Annotated in this window: 15 protein-coding genes; 10 read left to right on the top strand and 5 right to left on the bottom strand. The window is 74.8% G+C overall.

The annotated features are described in order from the left end of the window. Positions 1-44 precede the first annotated feature (44 nt). The 5 genes from OG774_RS06190 to OG774_RS06170 all read left to right on the top strand — a co-directional run bounded on the left by OG774_RS06190 (position 45) and on the right by OG774_RS06170 (position 5,308). Complete coding sequence (locus OG774_RS06190; protein WP_328307660.1) at positions 45-476, top strand: MarR family winged helix-turn-helix transcriptional regulator; 432 nt, start codon at positions 45-47, stop codon at positions 474-476. Between the two features lie 132 nt (positions 477-608). After that, a complete protein-coding gene (eat, locus tag OG774_RS06185) occupies positions 609-2,045 on the top strand; it encodes an ethanolamine permease (RefSeq protein ID WP_328307658.1) in 1,437 nt (478 codons plus the stop codon). Continuing rightward, positions 2,042-3,415, top strand: a complete 1,374-nt coding sequence (locus OG774_RS06180) for an ethanolamine ammonia-lyase subunit EutB (RefSeq protein ID WP_328307655.1) — start codon at positions 2,042-2,044, stop codon at positions 3,413-3,415. Before eat ends, OG774_RS06180 begins: the two co-directional genes overlap by 4 nt. Further along, entirely contained in the window at positions 3,412-4,140 is a 729-nt protein-coding gene (eutC, locus tag OG774_RS06175) for an ethanolamine ammonia-lyase subunit EutC (protein WP_328307653.1), read from the top strand. The genes OG774_RS06180 and eutC overlap by 4 nt, the downstream gene beginning before the upstream one ends. 181 nt (positions 4,141-4,321) lie before the next feature. Further along, the gene (locus tag OG774_RS06170; protein ID WP_328307651.1) at positions 4,322-5,308 is read left to right on the top strand and encodes a hypothetical protein; all 987 of its coding nucleotides are present in this window, start codon (positions 4,322-4,324) and stop codon (positions 5,306-5,308) included. A gap of 190 nt (positions 5,309-5,498) precedes the next feature. Here the strand turns inward: OG774_RS06170 and OG774_RS06165 are convergent, their stop codons facing one another. The 4 genes from OG774_RS06165 to OG774_RS06150 all read right to left on the bottom strand — a co-directional run bounded on the left by OG774_RS06165 (position 5,499) and on the right by OG774_RS06150 (position 10,829). Beyond that, complete coding sequence (locus OG774_RS06165) at positions 5,499-6,986, bottom strand: hypothetical protein (RefSeq protein WP_328307649.1); 1,488 nt, start codon at positions 6,984-6,986, stop codon at positions 5,499-5,501. Next, positions 6,983-8,182 (bottom strand): YibE/F family protein, encoded by a 1,200-nt coding sequence (locus OG774_RS06160; RefSeq protein ID WP_328307647.1) that lies wholly within the window; start codon positions 8,180-8,182, stop codon positions 6,983-6,985. The genes OG774_RS06165 and OG774_RS06160 overlap by 4 nt, the downstream gene beginning before the upstream one ends. Positions 8,183-8,537: 355 nt before the next feature. Next, positions 8,538-9,908: an acyl-CoA dehydrogenase family protein gene (locus tag OG774_RS06155; protein WP_328307645.1), complete on the bottom strand. Its 1,371-nt coding sequence runs from the start codon at positions 9,906-9,908 to the stop codon at positions 8,538-8,540. A gap of 63 nt (positions 9,909-9,971) precedes the next feature. Next, positions 9,972-10,829, bottom strand: a complete 858-nt coding sequence (locus OG774_RS06150; RefSeq protein WP_328307643.1) for an SCO6745 family protein — start codon at positions 10,827-10,829, stop codon at positions 9,972-9,974. A 56-nt stretch (positions 10,830-10,885) separates the two neighbouring features. On the opposite strand from OG774_RS06150, the gene OG774_RS06145 reads away from it, so the two are divergent. The 5 genes from OG774_RS06145 to OG774_RS06125 all read left to right on the top strand — a co-directional run bounded on the left by OG774_RS06145 (position 10,886) and on the right by OG774_RS06125 (position 17,145). Continuing rightward, on the top strand, positions 10,886-12,469 hold the full coding sequence (locus OG774_RS06145) for an Rv2578c family radical SAM protein (protein ID WP_328307641.1): 1,584 nt from the start codon (positions 10,886-10,888) through the stop codon (positions 12,467-12,469). An 89-nt stretch (positions 12,470-12,558) separates the two neighbouring features. Then, a complete protein-coding gene (locus OG774_RS06140; RefSeq protein ID WP_328307639.1) occupies positions 12,559-12,972 on the top strand; it encodes a PPOX class F420-dependent oxidoreductase in 414 nt (137 codons plus the stop codon). Positions 12,973-13,041: 69 nt separating this feature from the next. Then, positions 13,042-14,856, top strand: a complete 1,815-nt coding sequence (gene aspS, locus OG774_RS06135; protein ID WP_328307637.1) for an aspartate--tRNA ligase — start codon at positions 13,042-13,044, stop codon at positions 14,854-14,856. Between the two features lie 74 nt (positions 14,857-14,930). Next, the gene (locus OG774_RS06130) at positions 14,931-15,878 is read left to right on the top strand and encodes a DUF389 domain-containing protein (RefSeq protein ID WP_442873996.1); all 948 of its coding nucleotides are present in this window, start codon (positions 14,931-14,933) and stop codon (positions 15,876-15,878) included. 13 nt (positions 15,879-15,891) lie between these two features. Next, positions 15,892-17,145, top strand: a complete 1,254-nt coding sequence (locus OG774_RS06125) for a hypothetical protein (protein WP_328307632.1) — start codon at positions 15,892-15,894, stop codon at positions 17,143-17,145. A gap of 7 nt (positions 17,146-17,152) precedes the next feature. Here the strand turns inward: OG774_RS06125 and OG774_RS06120 are convergent, their stop codons facing one another. Further along, complete coding sequence (locus tag OG774_RS06120; protein ID WP_328307630.1) at positions 17,153-17,815, bottom strand: hypothetical protein; 663 nt, start codon at positions 17,813-17,815, stop codon at positions 17,153-17,155. Between the last annotated feature and the right edge of the window lie 2 nt (positions 17,816-17,817).

Here is a 17,817-nt window from a genome sequence, read left to right as displayed (position 1 = left end):
TTATCCGGGCGGTCGCCTCGACGGAAGGCGCCGGGAAGGGTGCGGTGACGAGGACCGAGGGACCGCCCTCCCTGCTCTACGCCGTCAAGCAGGTGGAGCTCGCGGTGCGCGCCCGCCTCGACGAGCGGTTGCGGGGATCAGGCATCACGGTGCCGCAGTGGACGGCGCTGACGGTGCTCGCGCGCCGCGAGGGGCAGACCAGCGCGGAGCTCGCCCGCAACGCCTTCGTCAGCGCCCAGGCGATGGGCGACCTGGTCGCCGCCCTGGAGCGCGGGCGCTGGATCACGCGCACCCCGGACCCCGCGCACGGGCGACGCGTGCTCATCGGCCTGTCCGACGAGGGCTGGTCGCTGCTCGAGCGGCTCGCCCCGGTGACCGCCGAGGTCGAGGCCAGCATGGTCGACGGGTTCGACGACGACGAGCGCGCCGACCTGCGCGCCCTGCTCAACCGCTGCCGCACGAACCTCACCGACTGACCTGTCGTGCGTGATCTTCTGAGCTATCGCTGAGGAGATCACGCACGTCGGCGATCGCAACCCCATCGTCACCCACGGACTTCACACCTGCCTCACGCTGTGGCATCCGAGGGACGGCGGAAGGGGACACACATGGCGGATCGGGTGGAGTCGAGCCCGGGGACGGGCGCGGGGAGTGACTACCTCGCTGCGCGGCAGCTGAAGGCGGGCTCCGCGAGCTGGGTCCTGCTGGCCGGCCTGGGCGTCGCGTACGTGATCTCGGGCGACTACGCCGGGTGGCACTTCGGGCTCGCGCAGGGCGGCTGGGGCGGTCTCGCCATCGCCGCCGTGCTCATGGCCGTGATGTACGCCTGCATGGTGCTCGGGCTCGCCGAGATGTCCTCGGCGCTGCCGGCGGCCGGCGGTGGCTACACCTTCGCCCGCGTCGCGATGGGCCCGTGGGGCGGCTTCGCGACGGGCGCGGCGATCCTGCTCGAGTACGCCGTGGCGCCTGCCGCGATCGCGACGTTCATCGGCGGCTACGTCGAGTCGCTCGGCCTGTTCGGGATCACCGACGGCTGGTGGGTCTACCTCGCCTGCTACGTGCTCTTCATCGGCATCCACCTCCTCGGCGTGGGCGAGGCCCTCAAGGTCACCTTCGTGATCACCGCGATCGCGCTGGCCGGGCTCCTGCTCTTCGCGTTCGGTGCCGTCGGGTCCTTCGACACCGCGAACCTCACCGACATCCCGGCCGGCGACGCCGTCGGCGCGTCCCCGTTCCTGCCGTTCGGCCTGGTCGGCGTCTGGGCGAGCTTCCCGTTCGCGATCTGGTTCTTCCTCGCCGTCGAGGGGGTCCCGCTGGCCGCCGAGGAGGCGCGCGACCCCGTGCGCGCGGTGCCGCGCGGGATCATCGTCGCGATGGGCGTCCTGGCCCTCTCGGCGGCCGCCGTGCTCTTCCTGGCGCCCGGCGCGCAGGGCTCCCTCGGGCTCTCGGAGAGCGAGAACCCGCTGGTCAGCGCCCTCGAGGCCGGCTCCGGCGGGTCGACCTGGCTGTCGACGACCGTGAACTACATCGGTCTGCTCGGCCTGATCGCGAGCTTCTTCTCGATCATCTACGCCTACTCGCGCCAGACCTTCGCGCTCTCGCGCGCGGGCTACCTGCCGCGGGTGCTCTCGCGCACGAACGGCCGCAAGGCGCCGACGCTCGCGCTGGTCGTCCCCGGTGCCATCGGCTTCGTCCTCGCCGCGACCGGCAACGGCGACATCCTCATCAACCTGGCGGTGTTCGGGGCGACGCTGTCCTACGTGCTGATGATGGTGGCGCACCAGGTGCTGCGCGTCCGGAACCCCGACATGCCGCGGCCGTACCGGACCCCGGGCGGGCGGATCACCACCGGCGTTGCGCTGGTGCTGGCGCTGGCCGCCGTCGTGGCGACGTTCCTGGTCGACGTCGTCGCCGCGCTCTGCGCGCTCGGCGCCTTCGCCGTCTTCATGGCCTACTTCGGGTTCTATTCACGCCACCACCTCGTCGCGGCGGCCCCGGACGAGGAGTTCGCGGCCCTGGCGAAGGCCGAGGAGGAGATCGGATGAGCTGGACGACCACGCTCGGCGGGCACTCGTACGGCTTCGCCGACCTGCGCGAGCTGCTCGCCAAGGCGACGCCGGCGCGCTCGGGGGACGTGCTCGCCGGCCTCGCCGCCGAGTCCGCCGCCGAGCGGGTGGCCGCCCAGACGGTGCTCGCCGACCTGCCGCTCACGCACTTCCTCGACGAGGCCGTCGTGCCCTACGAGGACGACGACGTCACCCGGCTGATCATGGACTCCCACGACGCCGCCGCGTTCGCGCCCGTGCGGTCGCTGACCGTCGGCGGCTTCCGGGACTGGCTGCTGTCCTGGGAGGCCGACACCACCGTGCTGAGCGACCTCGCGCCGGGGCTCACGCCCGAGATGGTGGCAGCGGTCAGCAAGCTCATGCGCGTCGGTGACCTGGTCGCCGTGGGGCGCAAGACCCGCGTCGTCACGGGCCTGCGCACGACGATCGGCCTCGAGGGGCGGCTGGCGACGCGCCTGCAGCCCAACCACCCGACCGACGACCCCGTCGGTATCACCGCGTCGCTGGTGGACGGGCTGCTGCACGGCGCCGGCGACGCGGTGGTGGGCATCAACCCCGCCACCGACCGGCCCTCGACGGTGCGCGCGCTGCTCGAGCTGATCGACGACGCCCGGCAGCGGCTCGGGGCGCCGATCCAGTCGTGCGTGCTCACGCACGTGACCACCACGCTGGAGCTGCTCGAACAGGGCGCGCCCGTCGACCTCGTCTTCCAGTCCGTGGCCGGCACCCAGGCCGCCAACCGGGGCTTCGGGGTGACGCTGGACCAACTGCGCGAGGCCCACGCCGCGGCGTCCGAGCTGCACCGCGGCACCGTCGGCAACAACGTCACGTACTTCGAGACGGGACAGGGCTCGGCGCTCTCGGCCGACGCCCACCACGACGTCGACGAGCAGACCCTCGAGGCCCGCGCCTACGCCGTGTGCCGGGCGTTCGACCCGCTGCTCGTCAACACCGTCGTCGGCTTCATCGGCCCGGAGTACCTCTTCGACGGCAAGCAGATCCTGCGCGCCGGCCTGGAGGACCACCTCTGCGGCAAGCTGCTCGGCGTCCCGATGGGCGTCGACGTCTGCTACACCAACCACGCCGAGGCCGACGCCGACGACACCGACACCCTGCTGCTCACCCTGGGCGCCGCGGGTTGCTCGTTCGTGATCACGGTGCCGGGGGGCGACGACATCATGCTCAACTACCAGTCGCTGTCGTTCCAGGACGTGCTGCAGGTCCGCCAGACGCTCGGGCTGCGACCGGCGCCCGAGTTCGAGGCGTGGCTGGGGTCGGTGGGGCTGCTCGACGATGTCGGCCGCGTGCCGCAGCTGGTACCCGAGCCGATCCGGGCGCTGATGGCATGAGCGAGGTCGATCCCTGGGACGCGCTGCGGGCCGCGACGCGGGCGCGCGTGGGTCTTGGACGGGCCGGTGACGGCCTGTCCACCGCCGAGAACCTCCGTCTCGCCGCCGCCCACGCCCAGGCCCGCGACGCCGTGCACACCGCGCTGGACACCGACGCGATCGTCGCCGCGCTCGGCGACCGTGCCGGGCCCGTCATGCACTCGCAGGCCGCTGACCGCGCCGAGTACCTGCAGCGCCCGGACCTGGGACGTCGCCTCGCCCCCGAGCACGGCCTCGAGGCCGGTGAGCACGACCTCGTCGTCGTGATCTCCGACGGGCTCTCGGCCCGCGCGGTGCAGGACCACGCCGTGGCGGTGGTCGACGCCCTGCTGCCGCGGCTGGAGGGCTGGTCGGTGGCCCCGGTGGTCGTCGCCGAGCAGGCCCGGGTGGCGCTGGGCGACGAGATCGCCGTCGCGCTCGGCGGGCGCATGGTGCTCGTGCTCATCGGCGAGCGCCCGGGGATGTCGTCGCCCGACTCCCTCGGCGCCTACCTGACCTTCGAGCCGAGGCCGGGGCGCATGGACTCCGAGCGCAACTGCGTCTCGAACATCCGCCCGCCCGACGGCCTGACCTACGACGGCGCCGCGGAGATCCTCGCCGCCCTGCTGACCGAGTCCTTCCGCCTGCAGCTCTCGGGCATCGGGCTGAAGGACACCGGCGCCGCCCTCCCGTCCGGAGCGGGCTGAGGATCCCACCGTGATCGTCTGATCGCCGACCCCGGATTACGTCTTTCGGACGGCTTCTTCGTCACCCTTCCGTGTCCTCTTCGTTACTCCGGCGTGTGGTCCGACGGCGGCCACATCACCCGAGCGGCGGAAAGGCATCACACACATGGGTCTTCACAGGGCGAAACTCGGACGTCGGGGGATGGCCGCGCTCGCGGCCACCGGGGCCCTGATCGTCGGCGGCAGTGCCGTCGCGATGGTCGGGTCCGGCAACGCGGACCCGCTGGACCTGCCGGGTGTGCCGGTGGTCGGCACCACCTACGTGCTGCCGGATCTCGCGCCGTACACGGACAACGGGACGCGCGAGGGGGGTGCCCTGGAGGTCACGGACGCGTTCGTCGCCCCCACCGGCGGTGGCGACGCCGCGCTCCGGCTGACGACGCCGGGTGCGAACGACAAGGCGTCGATCGTCTCGCGGGAGGATGCGGGCTCGCCGCTCGCGGAGTGGATCCCGACGGCGGCGTACTCGGCGTACCAGGGCGCGGTCAACCCTGCTGCTCCGTTCCAGTTCCCGAGCCTGCAGCTCATCGTCGACTTCAACGGCGCGGCCGAGGGCGGCTTTGCGACGCTCTTCTACGAGCCGGTCTACAACGAGGGCGCCAGCACCACCCCGGATACCTGGCACCGCTACCAGGCGGGTGCCGGACGCTGGTGCTCCACGAAGGTCATCCCCGACGTGATCGACTCGTCCAAGACCTTCTGCTCGAACGGCGGTGCGCTTCCCCTCGCCGACTACATCGCGGGTCAGTCCGACATCATCGTCAACGGCGTGGTCGTCAACCAGGGCAGCGGCAACGCGGAGCTCGATGCCGCCGTCGACCTAGTCTCGACGCCGAGCACGACCTACGACTTCGAGCTCACCGCGCCGGAGGTCATCCCTGGCGGGGGCGAGTGCGAGGAGCCGACCCTGCCCGAGGTGCCGGAGCTCCCCGAGGTGCCCGAGGGTGAGCACGGCGGCGGTCAGCAGGACGGCGGTCACGAGGACGGCGGCCAGGACAACGGCGGCCATGAGCAGCCCGACGCCGGCCACGAGGACGGCGGCGGTCACGAGCAGCCCGACGACGGCGGCCACGAGGAGCCCCAGCCGGACCCGGAGCCCCAGCCGGAGCCCGACGACCCCTGCAAGTAGGAACTCCTGACGCCACGGCCCCCTCGCCCCCGCGGCGAGGGGGCCGTCGGCGTTGGGGGCGCCGCCGGTCGGCCACGGGCATCGGTGACCTCTCCATTTCGATCTCTCCGGAGTGCCACCAGCGCGGGAACACCGACGGCACTGTCGAGAGATCGGACTGGAGAGCACCCGCCGGCTCGACCGGGACGGGCTACCGGTCGTCCGGCCTCTTGCGCCCGGGCAGGCGGTCGACGACACGGCCGAGGCGTTCGGTCGTGCCCTGGAGCGGCGCGAGGGCGTCGGCGAGGACCTTGATCTGCTCGTCGAGGTTGTCGATCCGACCGGCGAGGGTGCGCAGGTCGGGGCTGACCTTCTGCAGCTCGCCGGCGGCGGTCGACAGCCCGGCGTCGAGGTTGGCCAGGCGCGGCGGGACGTCGGGGAACGTGGTGTCGGCGTGCCGGGCGAGGACCTCGACGTGCTCGATCGCCCCGGTCAGCTTGCGCACCTCGTCGACCGCGCCGGCCATCTGCTGCAGGGCCGGGGCGGCCTCGGCGAGGTGGTGGAGGTCGGCCACGGCGGTGCCGAGCGCGTGCAGGTCGTCCACCGCGCCGCCGAGGGTCTCGAGCGTCGGGATCGCCTCGGCCAGCCGGACGACGGTGGGGACCGCGTCGGCGAGGCGCCCGACGGTGGGCACGCCCTCGGCGATCCGCTCGACGGTGCCGGTGGCGCCCGCGATGGTGCCGATGTCGTCGACGGCGCCGGCGAGGCGCTCCAGGGCCGGGACCGCGCCCGCCAGGGTCTCGAGCTGCCCGGCCGCCTCGCCGATCTGCTGGAGGGCGGGCACCGCGCTCGCGATGACCTGCAGGTCGTCGGTGGCGTAGCCGAGGCGCTCGAGGGACGGCACGGCGCTCGCGAGGGCGGCGATGTCGCCGCGGGCCGCGGCGATCTCCTGCAGCGCGGGCACGGCCTCGCCGAGGGCGCGGATGTCCGGGGCGGCGCCGGCGATCTGCTGGAGCGCGGGCACGGCGCTCGCGAGGGTCGCGATGGACTCGCGGGCCGCGGCGATCTCCTGCAGCGCGGGCACGGCCTCGCCGAGCGCGTGGATGTCGGGGACGGCGCCGGCGATCTGCTGGAGCGCGGGCACGGCGCTCGCGAGGGTCGCGATGTCACCCCGGGCCCGGCCGATCTCCTGGAGCGCGGGCACGGCGCTCGCCAGCGCCGCGATGTCCTCGCGGGCCCGGCCGATCTCCTGCAGCGCCGGCACCGCCTCGCCCAGGACGCGGATGTCGGGCGCCGCTCCGGCGATCGCCTGCAGCGCCGGGACGGCGCGGGCCAGGGTGTGGAGGTCGTCGACGGCACCGCCGAGCCGGTCGAGGGCGTCGACGGCGTAGGAGAGGCGGGTGAGGTCGGGCGCGATCTCGTCGAGCGTGTGCTGGAGCCCGGACGCCACCGGCGCCAGCTGCTCCAGCAGCCGCACGAGCCGCGGGAGCGCGCGCAGGGCGTCGACGACGAGGGGGCTGAGGTCGGCGGCGGTCCCGGCGCCGGTGCGGGCGAGGTCGGCGAGGCCCCGCACGATCGTCGGTCCCTGCAGCGTGAGCTCCACGGCCGTCCGGGTCGACGCGACGACGAGGGCGCGGGCGGTGTCGAGCACGCCGCTCGGCGGGGCCTCGACGGACCGGGGCAGGGCGGGGCGGCTCATGCGGGACGGCTCCGGCTCGTGGTCGGGGTGGTGCTGGGGCTGACGGCGCGGACGACGACGGCGGCGACAAGGGTCGTCAGCGGGACCGAGGCGACCAGGCCGATGCTGCCCACCAGCGTCCGGACGACCTCCTGTGCCACGTCCTCCGCGGTGAGCAGGTCGCCGAGACCCCGGCCCGCCAGCGCGAACAGCAGCAGCAGGGGCAGCGCCGCCCCGGCGTAGGCGAGCACGAGCGTGTTCACCGCCGAGGCGACGTGATCACGACCGACACGCATGGCGGCACCATAGAGGTCGGCGAGCCGGGCGGCCGGGTCCGCGCGGTGCAGCTCCCACACGGCGCTGGTCTGGGTGACGGTGACGTCGTCGAGCACCCCCAGCGCGCCGATGATCACGCCCGCGAGCAGCAGGCCGCGCAGGTCGAGCCCCGGCCCCACCACCCCGGCGAGCTCCGAGGCCTCCTCGCCGAGACCGGTGAGGCGGGACAGCGCGGCGAAGACCAGGGCGAGGACGCCGATGAGCCCGAGGCTCGCGAGCGTGCCGAGCGCTGCGGTCGCCGTGCGGGCCGAGAGGCCGTGCATCAGCGGCAGCACGATGCCGACGATCAGCCCGGAGGCCGTGAGCGCGACCGGGACCGGCGGGCCCCCGGTGGCCAGGGCGGGCAGGACGAAGACCGCGAGCACCCCGAGCGTCGCGCCCAGGGCGACGAGCGCGGCGAGGCCCTGCCAGCGGCCGAGCAGGAGCACCGCGAGCGCGAAGAGGCCGCCGAGCAGGAGCAGCGGCAGGCCGCGCTGGAAGTCGACGATCGTGTAGGTGAGGGGGTCCGCCGGGTCCCCGCCGCCCCAGCCGAGCACGACGGCGTCGCCGACGGCGAAGCGCGGCGAGCCGGGCGTGGTCGGCGCCAGGGTGACGATCGTGCTCCCGGCTGCCGGCCCGTCCTGCAGGCGCAGCGTCACCGCGACACAGCCCTCGCCCTCCCCGGGGGAGGGCAGGTTGGGGTCGGTGCAGTCGGACTCCCCGGCGGCGCGCAGGACCTCGGCGTCGACCGGGGTCTGCGCCCCGAGCCCGGGTGCGCCCTGGCCGGTCGCGGCCCGTTCCGCCACCCGGGCGTACTCGGACGGGGACGGGGCGAGCACCACGAGGCCCACCAGCACCGCGAGCCCGCAGGGCACGAGCAGCAGGGCCAGGAGCCGACGCACCCGCGTGGCCGACGCCCCGTCCAGCGAGCCGCCGCCGTGCCCGTGGCCGTGCCCGTGCCCGTGGCCCGCCTCGAGGGGCGCGTCCGCACGTCGCCGTCGCGCGGGCCGGGCAGTGGGCCGTCGCGTCGCCCGGGGAGTGTCAGCCTGGGGGCCATGCTGATGTTCAGCGTCAGAGGAGCCCCCAGCTCGCCGCCGGGCCGGTCGGTCGCGGGGCGACGGCTCCTCGGGGCGCGGCACCTCGATCGGACCGGTCACCGCGTCGTCGCCGGCGTCCTCCTCGGCGGTCGCGGCCCGCACGCGGCGCCCCGTGGGTCGGGAGGAGCTCACCCGGCCATCATCTCCGGGAGCGATCCGCTCACGCGCCGGGGGAGGCGAGCTTCCCGCCGAGCCGCAGCACCGGGTCCGGTGCCTTCCTCGCGAGGTTCATGAGCGCTCCTCCGGCGCGGGCGCGGGCGAGCGAGCCGTGCCCGAACTTCCGGCTCAGGCCGCCACGGTCGCCGGGCAGGTGGTGGTGCAGCGGGGTGGCGGTGGCCTCGGGGTCGGTGAGCGTGCGCCCGATGACCATCCGCTGGATCTCGCTGGTGCCCTCGAAGATCGTGTAGAGCTTCGCGTCGCGGTACCACTTCTCGACCGGGAGGTCGTCGACGTAGCCCCAGCCGCCGCAGGTCTGGACGGCCTGCTCGGCGGCGCGCACGGCGACCTCGGAGGCCTTGAGCTTCGACATCGAGCCCTCGCCGGCCTGGAACGGCACACCGTTGGCGGCCATCCACGACGCGCGCCAGGTGAGGAGTCGCGCGGCGTCGATGTCGGCGGCCAGGTCGGCGAGCGGGAACGAGACGCCCTGGTTGTCGATGACCGGGCTGCCGAAGGCCTCGCGCTGCCGTGCGTAGGAGCAGGCGTACTCGAACGACGCCCGCGCCACCCCGAGCGCCATGGCGGCGACCATCGGCCGCGTCTGCTCGAAGGTGCCGAGCGCCGCGGGCTTGCCCTCACCGCGGCGCGCCTTCTCCAGCTTGTGCTCGAGCTTGTCCTCGCCGCCCAGGAGGTTGTCGGCGGGGATGCGGCAGCCCTCGAACCGCAGCTCCGCGGTGTGCGACGCCCGGTGCCCGAGCTTGCGCAGCCGCCGGACCTGCTCCATGCCCGGGGTGTCCTTGGGCACCACGAACATCGCCTGGCCCTTGGTGCCGAGCTCGGGGTCGACGACGGCGTTGACGATCGTGACGTCGGCGATCCCGCCGTTGCCGATCCAGATCTTCTCGCCGTCGAGCACCCACGCGTCGCCCTCCTTGCGGGCGCGGGTCTGCAGGTTGGCGACGTCGCTGCCGCCCTGGGGCTCGGACACCGCGAGCGCGGCGAGCTTGATGTCGCCGGACTCGCCGAACATCTCGGGCGCCCAGCGGGCGAGCTGCTCGGGGGTACCGGCCTGGTTGAGCGCCGAGAGCGCGAGGGCGGGGAGCACGATCGTGAGCCCGATGCCGGCGCAGCCCCAGAACATCTCCTCGAGGAAGAGCGGGAGCGAGAGACCCGTGGGGTCGGCGATGAGGTCGGCGTAGAAGAGGGCGTTGTAGAAGCCCTCCTGCGCGGCCCGGTCCACGATCTCCCAGGGGCACTCCTCGGCGACGTCGTACTTCGCCGCGGCCGGCCGGACGACGTCCTCGGCGAAGGCGTGGGTCCGCCGGACCAGCTCGTGGTGGGCGGGCGTCAGTTCCAGGGTGAAGGCACTCATCGGCTGCTCCGTTCTGGTGTTACCGACTAGTACCGCGTACCGCTGGTACCGAAACCCGCGAGATCAGGGTCGCGGGAGGCCGATCGGGTTGGGGTAGGGGACGGCGCCCGCGTCGACGACGGCCGTGACGAGCGGCCCGAGGAGCCCGGCGAGACGGTCGGTGCCCGCCCGGCCGAGTGCCCGCCACGGCCCGGACGCGGCTCGGTCGGTGGCGCGTTCGACCTCGTCGCGGGCACGACGTCCCTCGTCGGTGAGGGCACCGTGGGCGTCGAGCCACCCGCGCACGGCCAGCTCCTCGCCGGCCGCCGCCCACGTCCCGTCGTCGAGCTGCCGGGACTCCGGGAGGCTGTCCGAGGACTCGTCGGCGGCGATCTTGAGCCGGTGCGCGGCGACCGGCCCGACGTCGTGGGCGACGAGCGCCGCGACGTGACCGTCGCCCCGGTGCTCGCGCAGCGTCGTCGCGGCCTGCCACAGCGCGAGGTGCGGCGGGGCCGGGCGGGGGAGGGCCTGGTTCGCCGCCGCGAGGACGCGCCCGGCCGTGTCCGCGGCGTCGGCGGCCTCCCCGGCGAGCCCCGCGGCCTCGGCGACCGCCTCGGAGTCGACGCCGCCGGGGAGGTCGGCGAGGAGCCGTCGCAGCGTCGCGTCGACTCCTGCGAGGCGGGCCTCGAGGCAGGTCGCGGGGGAGGCGAGCGCCCAGGCGTCGGGCAGCGCGCGGTGGATGCGGTCGCGGTGGAAGCCGTGGAACGACGCCCACGCCACCTCCGGGCCGACGGGCCCGAGCGGTGCCGCGCGCTGGGCGACGTAGCCCATCCAGAACCCCTTGAGCCCGACGGCGTCGGCGGCGGCGCGGGCCTCCGGGGCGAAGTAGGTGACCGCGTGCAGGGGCTCGAGCAAGGTCCAGAGGCGCCGGGCGTCGTCCACGGGCACGATGGTGGCCGCCGGATAGGGGTTTGCCTACCGCTCGAACACGTGTTCGAATGGTGGGCGTGCGGTGGGACGAGCAGAAGGTCGCGGGAGGCCCCGAGGAGCTGCCGGGCATGCCGGCGCTCAAGGGCCTCGTCCGCAGCGTCCGCACGCCGGAGTTCGCGGGCATCACTTTCCACGAGGTGCGCGCGCGCTCGGTGCTCAACCGCGTGCCCGGGGCCTCGCCGATGCCTTTCGCGTGGACCGTGAACCCCTACCGCGGGTGCAGCCACGCGTGCACCTACTGCCTCTCGCTCGACACCCGGATCCTCATGGTCGACGGCACCAGCGTGCGGTTGGCCGACGTCCGGGTCGGCGATCTCGTGGTGGGCTCCGAGGTGCGCAGCAACGGCATCCGGTCGCTGGTGCCGACGCCGGTGCACGCCGCGTGGACCACGACGAAGGCGGCCTGGCGCGTCCGTCTGCTCGACGGCACGGCGATCGTCGCCAGCGCCGACCACCGCTTCCTCACGCGCCGCGGCTGGGTCCACGTGCGGCCGGAGGGATGCGAGGGTGGCGAGCGGCCGCACCTGCGGATCGGCGAGGCCCTGGTCGGCGCCGAGACCCTGGCCGACGAGGCGTTCCGGCGGCCCGGGTCGCCGCCGGTGGCCCCGGCGCCGCCCGGCGACGAGCCGGGCGGGCGGGTCGTGGTCGGGGTGGACGAGCTGCCCGGTGAGCGCGCCCTCGGCGACCTCACCACCGGCACCGGCGACTTCGTCGCCGACGGGGTGATCAGCCACAACTGCTTCGCCCGCAACACCCACACCTATCTCGACCTCGACGCGGGCGACGACTTCGACCGCCAGGTCGTGGTCAAGCTGAACGCGCCCGAGGTGCTGGCCCGCGAGCTGCGCGCGCCGCGCTGGGCCCGCGAGCACGTCGCGATGGGCACCAACACCGATCCCTACCAGCGCGCGGAGGGCCGGTACGCGCTGATGCCGGGGATCATCAAGGCCCTGGGGGCCAGCGGCACACCGTTCTCGATCCTCACCAAGGGCACGCTGCTCGCCCGCGACCTGCCGGAGCTCGCGGCCGCGGCGCGCGACGTGCCCGTCGGGGTCGGGGTGTCGCTGGCCCTGCTGGACCCGGAGCTGCACCGCCGGGTCGAGCCGGGCACGCCGACGCCCCGGGCCCGGCTGGACCTCGTGCGCCGCGTCCGCGACGCGGGTCTGCCGTGCGGGGTGTTCGTCGCCCCGGTCCTGCCCGGGCTCACCGACTCCGACGAGGCGCTCGACGCCCTGCTCGGCGAGATCGCCACGGCGGGGGCGAGCGGCGCGTCGGTGCTCGCCCTGCACCTGCGGCCGGGCACGCGGGAGTGGTTCCACGCCTGGCTCGCCCGCGAGCACCCGGCGCTGATCGAGCGCTACGCCGCCCTCTACCGCCGCGGGGCCTACGTCGACGCGGCCTACCGCAAGGACCTCGCCGCGCGCGTCGGGCCGCTGCTCGCGCGCCACGGCCTCACCGGCGGCGGCCACGCCATGGGCGGCCGGCAGGGGGACGAGGGGCGGGAGACCGAGCGGTCGTGGCCGGAGGGTGCGGTGCCCGAGATCCCGGAGAAGGTGGTCGAGGCGCCGCCGGAGCAGCTCTCCCTGCTGTGAACGGGACGCTTCGGTTATCGAAGCATTCCCGTCGACCGGCGTGGTGGTGTCTGCTCCTCGCAGCACCCCGACCCCCGACGGAGGACTCCGTGGACCTCGACGACGCCCGGCAGGTGCTGCGCGAGCAGCACCGCGCCGTCCTCGCGGCCCGCCGCACCGACGGCGCGCCCCAGCTCTCGCCCGTGGTCGTCGGCATCGACGACGACGGCGCGGCGACGATCAGCACGCGCGAGACCGCCCTCAAGACGAAGAACCTGCGCCGGGAGGGGCGGGCGTGGCTCTGCGTCCTGCCCGACGCCTTCTTCGGTCGGTGGGTCCAGGTGGAGGGCGACGTCGAGATCGTCGAGCTGCCCGCGGCGCTCGACGGCCTGCGCGCCCTCTACCGGCAGGTGCAGGGCGGCGAGCAGCCCGACTGGGCGGACTTCGACGAGGCCATGCACCGCGAGCGCCGGGTCCTCCTGCGGGTGCACCTCGACCGCGCGGGCCCCGACGAGAGCGGCTGAGGTCCCGCGTCGACCCGCTCGATAGCCTGCAGGGTGACTCGCCCGCCCGATCCAGGAGCACCACCGCCGATGATGCGCACGCACCCCGCCGGCACGCTGCGCGCCGAGCACGTCGGCGCCACCGTCACCCTCGCCGGATGGGTGGCCCGGCGTCGCGATCACGGCGGCGTCGTGTTCATCGACCTGCGCGACGCCTCGGGCGTGGTGCAGGTGGTGTTCCGCGCCGGCGAGGTGGCGCAGGAGTCGCACCGCCTGCGCGCCGAGTTCTGCGTGCAGATCACGGGCTCGGTCGAGCAGCGCCCGGCGGGCAGCGAGAACGCCGACCTCGCCACCGGGGACGTCGAGATCAGCGCCACGGCGCTGACGGTCCTCTCGGAGTCCGCGCCGCTGCCGTTCTCGCTCGACGAGCACGCGGAGGTCGGCGAGGACGTCCGCCTGCGCTACCGCTACCTGGACCTGCGCCGCGAGGGCCCGGCGTCGGCCATCCGCCTGCGCAGCCGCGCCAACAAGATCGCCCGCGACGTGCTGTCGGAGCGCGACTTCCTCGAGATCGAGACGCCGACCCTGACCCGGTCGACCCCCGAGGGCGCACGCGACTTCCTCGTCCCGGCCCGCCTGCGGCCGGGCTCCTGGTACGCGCTCCCGCAGTCTCCGCAGCTGTTCAAGCAGCTGCTCATGGTGTCCGGGATGGAGCGCTACTTCCAGATCGCGCGCTGCTACCGCGACGAGGACTTCCGCGCCGACCGCCAGCCGGAGTTCACGCAGCTCGACATCGAGGCGAGCTTCGTCGACCAGGACGACGTCATCGCGCTCGGCGAGGCGATCGTCGGCGCGCTGTGGTCGGAGCTCGGCGGCCACGAGATCCCGACGCCGATCCCGCGGATCTCCTACGCCGAGGCCATGGCCCGCTACGGCTCGGACAAGCCCGACCTGCGCTTCGACATCGAGCTGACCGAGCTCACCGAGTTCTTCGCCGACACCACCTTCCGGGTCTTCCAGGCGCCCTACGTGGGCGCCGTGGTCATGCCCGGCGGCGCCTCCCAGGCGCGGCGCACGCTCGACGGCTGGCAGGAGTGGGCCAAGCAGCGCGGCGCGAAGGGCCTCGCCTATGTGCTGGTCGGCGAGGACGGCACCCTGACCGGCCCCGTCGCCAAGAACATCACCGACGCCGAGCGCGAGGGCCTGGCCAAGGCCGCGGGTGCCAACCCGGGTGACTGCATCTTCTTCGGCGCCGGCACGCGGGCCGAGGGGCGCGCCCTGCTCGGCGCCACCCGCGGCGAGATCGCGCGCCGCCTCGACCTCATCCCCGAGGGTTCCTGGTCGTTCGTCTGGGTCGTCGACGCGCCCCTGTTCGAGGCCGCGGGCTCGACGGACGACGTCGCCGTCGGGTCGGGCACCTGGACGGCGGTGCACCACGCGTTCACCTCGCCCACCCCGGAATGGATCGACTCCTTCGAGTCCGACCCCGAGAACGCGCTGGCCTACGCCTACGACCTCGTCTGCAACGGCAACGAGATCGGCGGGGGGTCCATCCGTATCCACCGGCGCGACGTGCAGGAGCGCGTGTTCGCGCTGATGGGCCTCACGCCCGAGCAGCAGGAGGAGAAGTTCGGCTTCCTGCTCGACGCGTTCGCCTACGGCCCGCCGCCGCACGGCGGGATCGCGTTCGGCTGGGACCGCATCTGCGCCCTGCTCGCCGGCGTCGACTCGATCCGTGAGGTCATCGCCTTCCCGAAGACCGGCGGCGGGTACGACCCACTCACGGCTGCGCCGGCCCCCATCACCTCCCTGCAGCGCAAGGAGGCGGGCGTCGACGCGCCCGCACCGGGGACGCAGACGAAACCGGCAGCGCCGGTGAAGCCGCCGGAGCGGCCGGTGCAGTGATCCGGCTGCGCGTCCTCTGTCCGGACGCGGAGCAGGACGCGCAGGCGGACCCGCAGGCGGACCCGCAGGCGGACGTGGAGCCGGAGGTGGAGCCCGGCCCGGTCGACGACGTGCTCGCCGTCCTGCACGCCGAGCCCGGGGCCGTGCACGTCGTCCGGCTGCGCGGTGCGGCGGTGTCTCCGCCCGGCGACGTGGTGGAGGCCGACCTGGCCCGCGAGTCGGTGGACGGGGTGCTCCAGCAGCTCCGTGAGCTGGGCTGCGCGCAGCACGGCGGCATCGTGCTCGAGACCCTCGACACCGTCGTCTCGGCCGCCGCCGAGCGTGCGGAGGAGGCGGTGCCGGGCGAGGGGCTCGACGCGGTGGTGTGGGACGAGCTGCTCGCCCGCACCGGCCAGGGCGCGCGTCTGTCGGCGACCTTCGTGATCATGTTGACGATCGCCTGCCTGCTCGGCGCGATCGGCGTCGTCACCAACTCGCCGGTGACCGTCGTCGGCGCCATGGTCCTCGGCCCCGAGTTCGGGCCGCTCGCCGCCCTCGCGCTGGCCGCGGTGCGCCGGGACGGCCCGATGGCCCGCTCGGCCGGGCTCGCCCTGGCGGTGGGTTTCGGGATCGCGGTGCCCGTGACGGCCGTGGCCGCCGCGGGAGCGCGGGCGGTGGACGCGATCCCGGACAACGCCCTGACGAACCTCTCGGGTGTCGAGTTCGTCTACCAGGTCGGCCCGTTCTCGCTGGTGGTGGCGCTGCTCGCCGGCGTCGCGGGCATGGTCGCGCTCGTGGCGGGGGAGGGCTCCGGGGTCCTGGTCGGGGTGTTCATCTCGGTGACGACGGTGCCCGCGGCCGGCTTCGTGGCGGTGGCCGTCGTCCTGCGTGACTGGCCCAGGGCGGGCGGGTCCCTGCTCCAGCTGGTGGTCAACGTGGTCGGGATCGTCATCGCCGGCACCGTCGTGCTCCTGCTCGCGCGGGCGTCGCGCCGGCGCCGCGGGCTCCCCGAACACCTCCCGAGGCGTCGCGCGGACCGGTAGACTCCTCCGGCTGATGGCTCCCCTGACGACGGACGACGCGGATACCTCGAACGGTCGCTCCACCGGCCCGGCCGGGCCGGACGATCGCATCACCGAGGTGGTGCATCTGGCCGAAGAGCTCCTCACACGGCGCCACGGCGCCACGGTGCGCCTCGCGGATCCGGAGGACCTCGGCGGCAGCACCCGCTCGCTGGTCGTGCGGGTCCGCGTCGCCGAGAACCCCTTCTCGCTGCCGCGCACGCTCGTGGTCAAGCACTTCCTCGACGAGCCGGGGGCGGGCGAGCAGAGCATCGACCGGTTCCACTACGAGGCCGCGTCGTGCCAGCTGCTGACGGCGATGCCCTCGGAGGAGCGGGCGAGCCCGATGCTCGTGGCCAACGACCCGGCTCACCGCCTGCTGGTGCTCGAGGACCTCGGGCGCTGCGCCACCCTGGCCGACCGCCTCGAGGAGCGTGACCCGAAGGCCGCCGAGCGCGCGCTGCTCGGCTGGGCCCGGGCGCTCGGGCGCATGCAGGCGGCCACCGCGGGCCGCGAGAACGACTTCGGGGCCCTGCTGCGCCGCTTCGGCGAGCGGACCTGGCGCGACCCGCTGGCCGACGACGCCCGCGCGGCGCTGGCCGAGGTGCCCGACCAGCTCGCCCAGCTGCTGCGTGTCGAGGCGGCGCCGGCCGGGGTGGCCGAGGCGCGCGAGGCGGCCCGCCTGCTGGGCGGCTCCGGCCACCGCGCCTTCAGCCCGGCGGAGGTCCGGCCCGACAACTGCCTGCTCACCGGCAGCGGTGCGCGGTTCCTCGACTTCGAGTGGGGCTGCTTCCGCGACGTCGCGCTCATGGGCGCCTCGCTGCGCCTGCCGCTGCCCAGCGGCGGCCCGGCGCGCGCCCAGCCGCCCGGCATGGCCGAGGCGATGGTGGCCGCGTGGCAGGCCGAGATCACGCCCGTCTGGGGTGAGCTCGCGGACCTCGAGGTCCTGCGCGAGCGCCTGCTGCAGGCCGAGGTGCTCTGGGTGTGGCTCTCGACGCGCGCACTGCTGCCCGCCGTCGTGGGTGTCCGGCCGTCGGGCCGGGTGGCCCGCGTGGTCGTCGCCGACCCTGGCGAGGACGCGCCCGCGGTGCTCAGCGCGCTCTGGCGGCGCCTCGGCATGGACGCCGAGCGCGCCGGGCACGTCGCCACCGCCGAGGTCGCGGCGGCCGTCGTCGGGGCCCTCGGGCGCCACGGCGGCGAGGCCGTGCTGCCGCCCTACCCGGCGTTCGCCGGCTGCCGCCAGGAGTAGAGGCCGGCTACGCGGCGACCAGCCGGGCGCGGTGGACGAACGCCTCCGCGACCGGGCCGGTCCAGCTCAGCGCACCCGCGTCGCGCAACGACTCGGCGTCGCGGCGCCCCGCGAGCAGCAGCAGGAGCCCGTGCGGATCGATCTCGACGGCGTCCGCGGCGTTGACGGTGTCCTCCGGGCGTCCCGGGACGACGGCGCCGTGGGTGACGTGCACGGCGCGGTCGTCGCCGGGACGAACCGCCACGCGCAGTGTCGCGTCATCGGCCCCCACCGCGGCGACCAGCAGGCGCGGCAGCACGCGCAGGACGAGCCGGCACGCCTCGCGGGCGGCCGCCTCGTGGTCGCGCAGGTCGGCCGGGGCGCCGAGGGCCGCGGTCAGGTCGTGGACGTGCAGGCACATGTCGAGGCACTGGGCGCCCAGCACCGGGTCGCCGCTCCTGCGGCCGGCCAGCTGGGTCTCCGCGCGGTGACGCGCCGCCGCGATCGCCTCGCGCAGCGTCTCCGGGCCGGCGTAGTGCACCCCGGTGAGGTGGACCGCGAGCTCCGCCACGTCGGCGGGCCCGACACCGGCGCCGGGCAGCGGCCGGGCCCAGTCCTCGGCACCCAGCCCGCGGACGTTCTCGCCGGCCACGTCCCAGAGCCCCATCAGGGCCCGTGTCGCATCGTCCATCG

It is taken from the genome of Actinomycetospora sp. NBC_00405 (assembly GCF_036044095.1).
Lineage (GTDB): Bacteria > Actinomycetota > Actinomycetes > Mycobacteriales > Pseudonocardiaceae > Actinomycetospora > Actinomycetospora callitridis.
The sequence above is the reverse complement of the archived record's forward strand: the minus strand, read 5'-3'. Positions and strand labels throughout refer to the sequence as shown.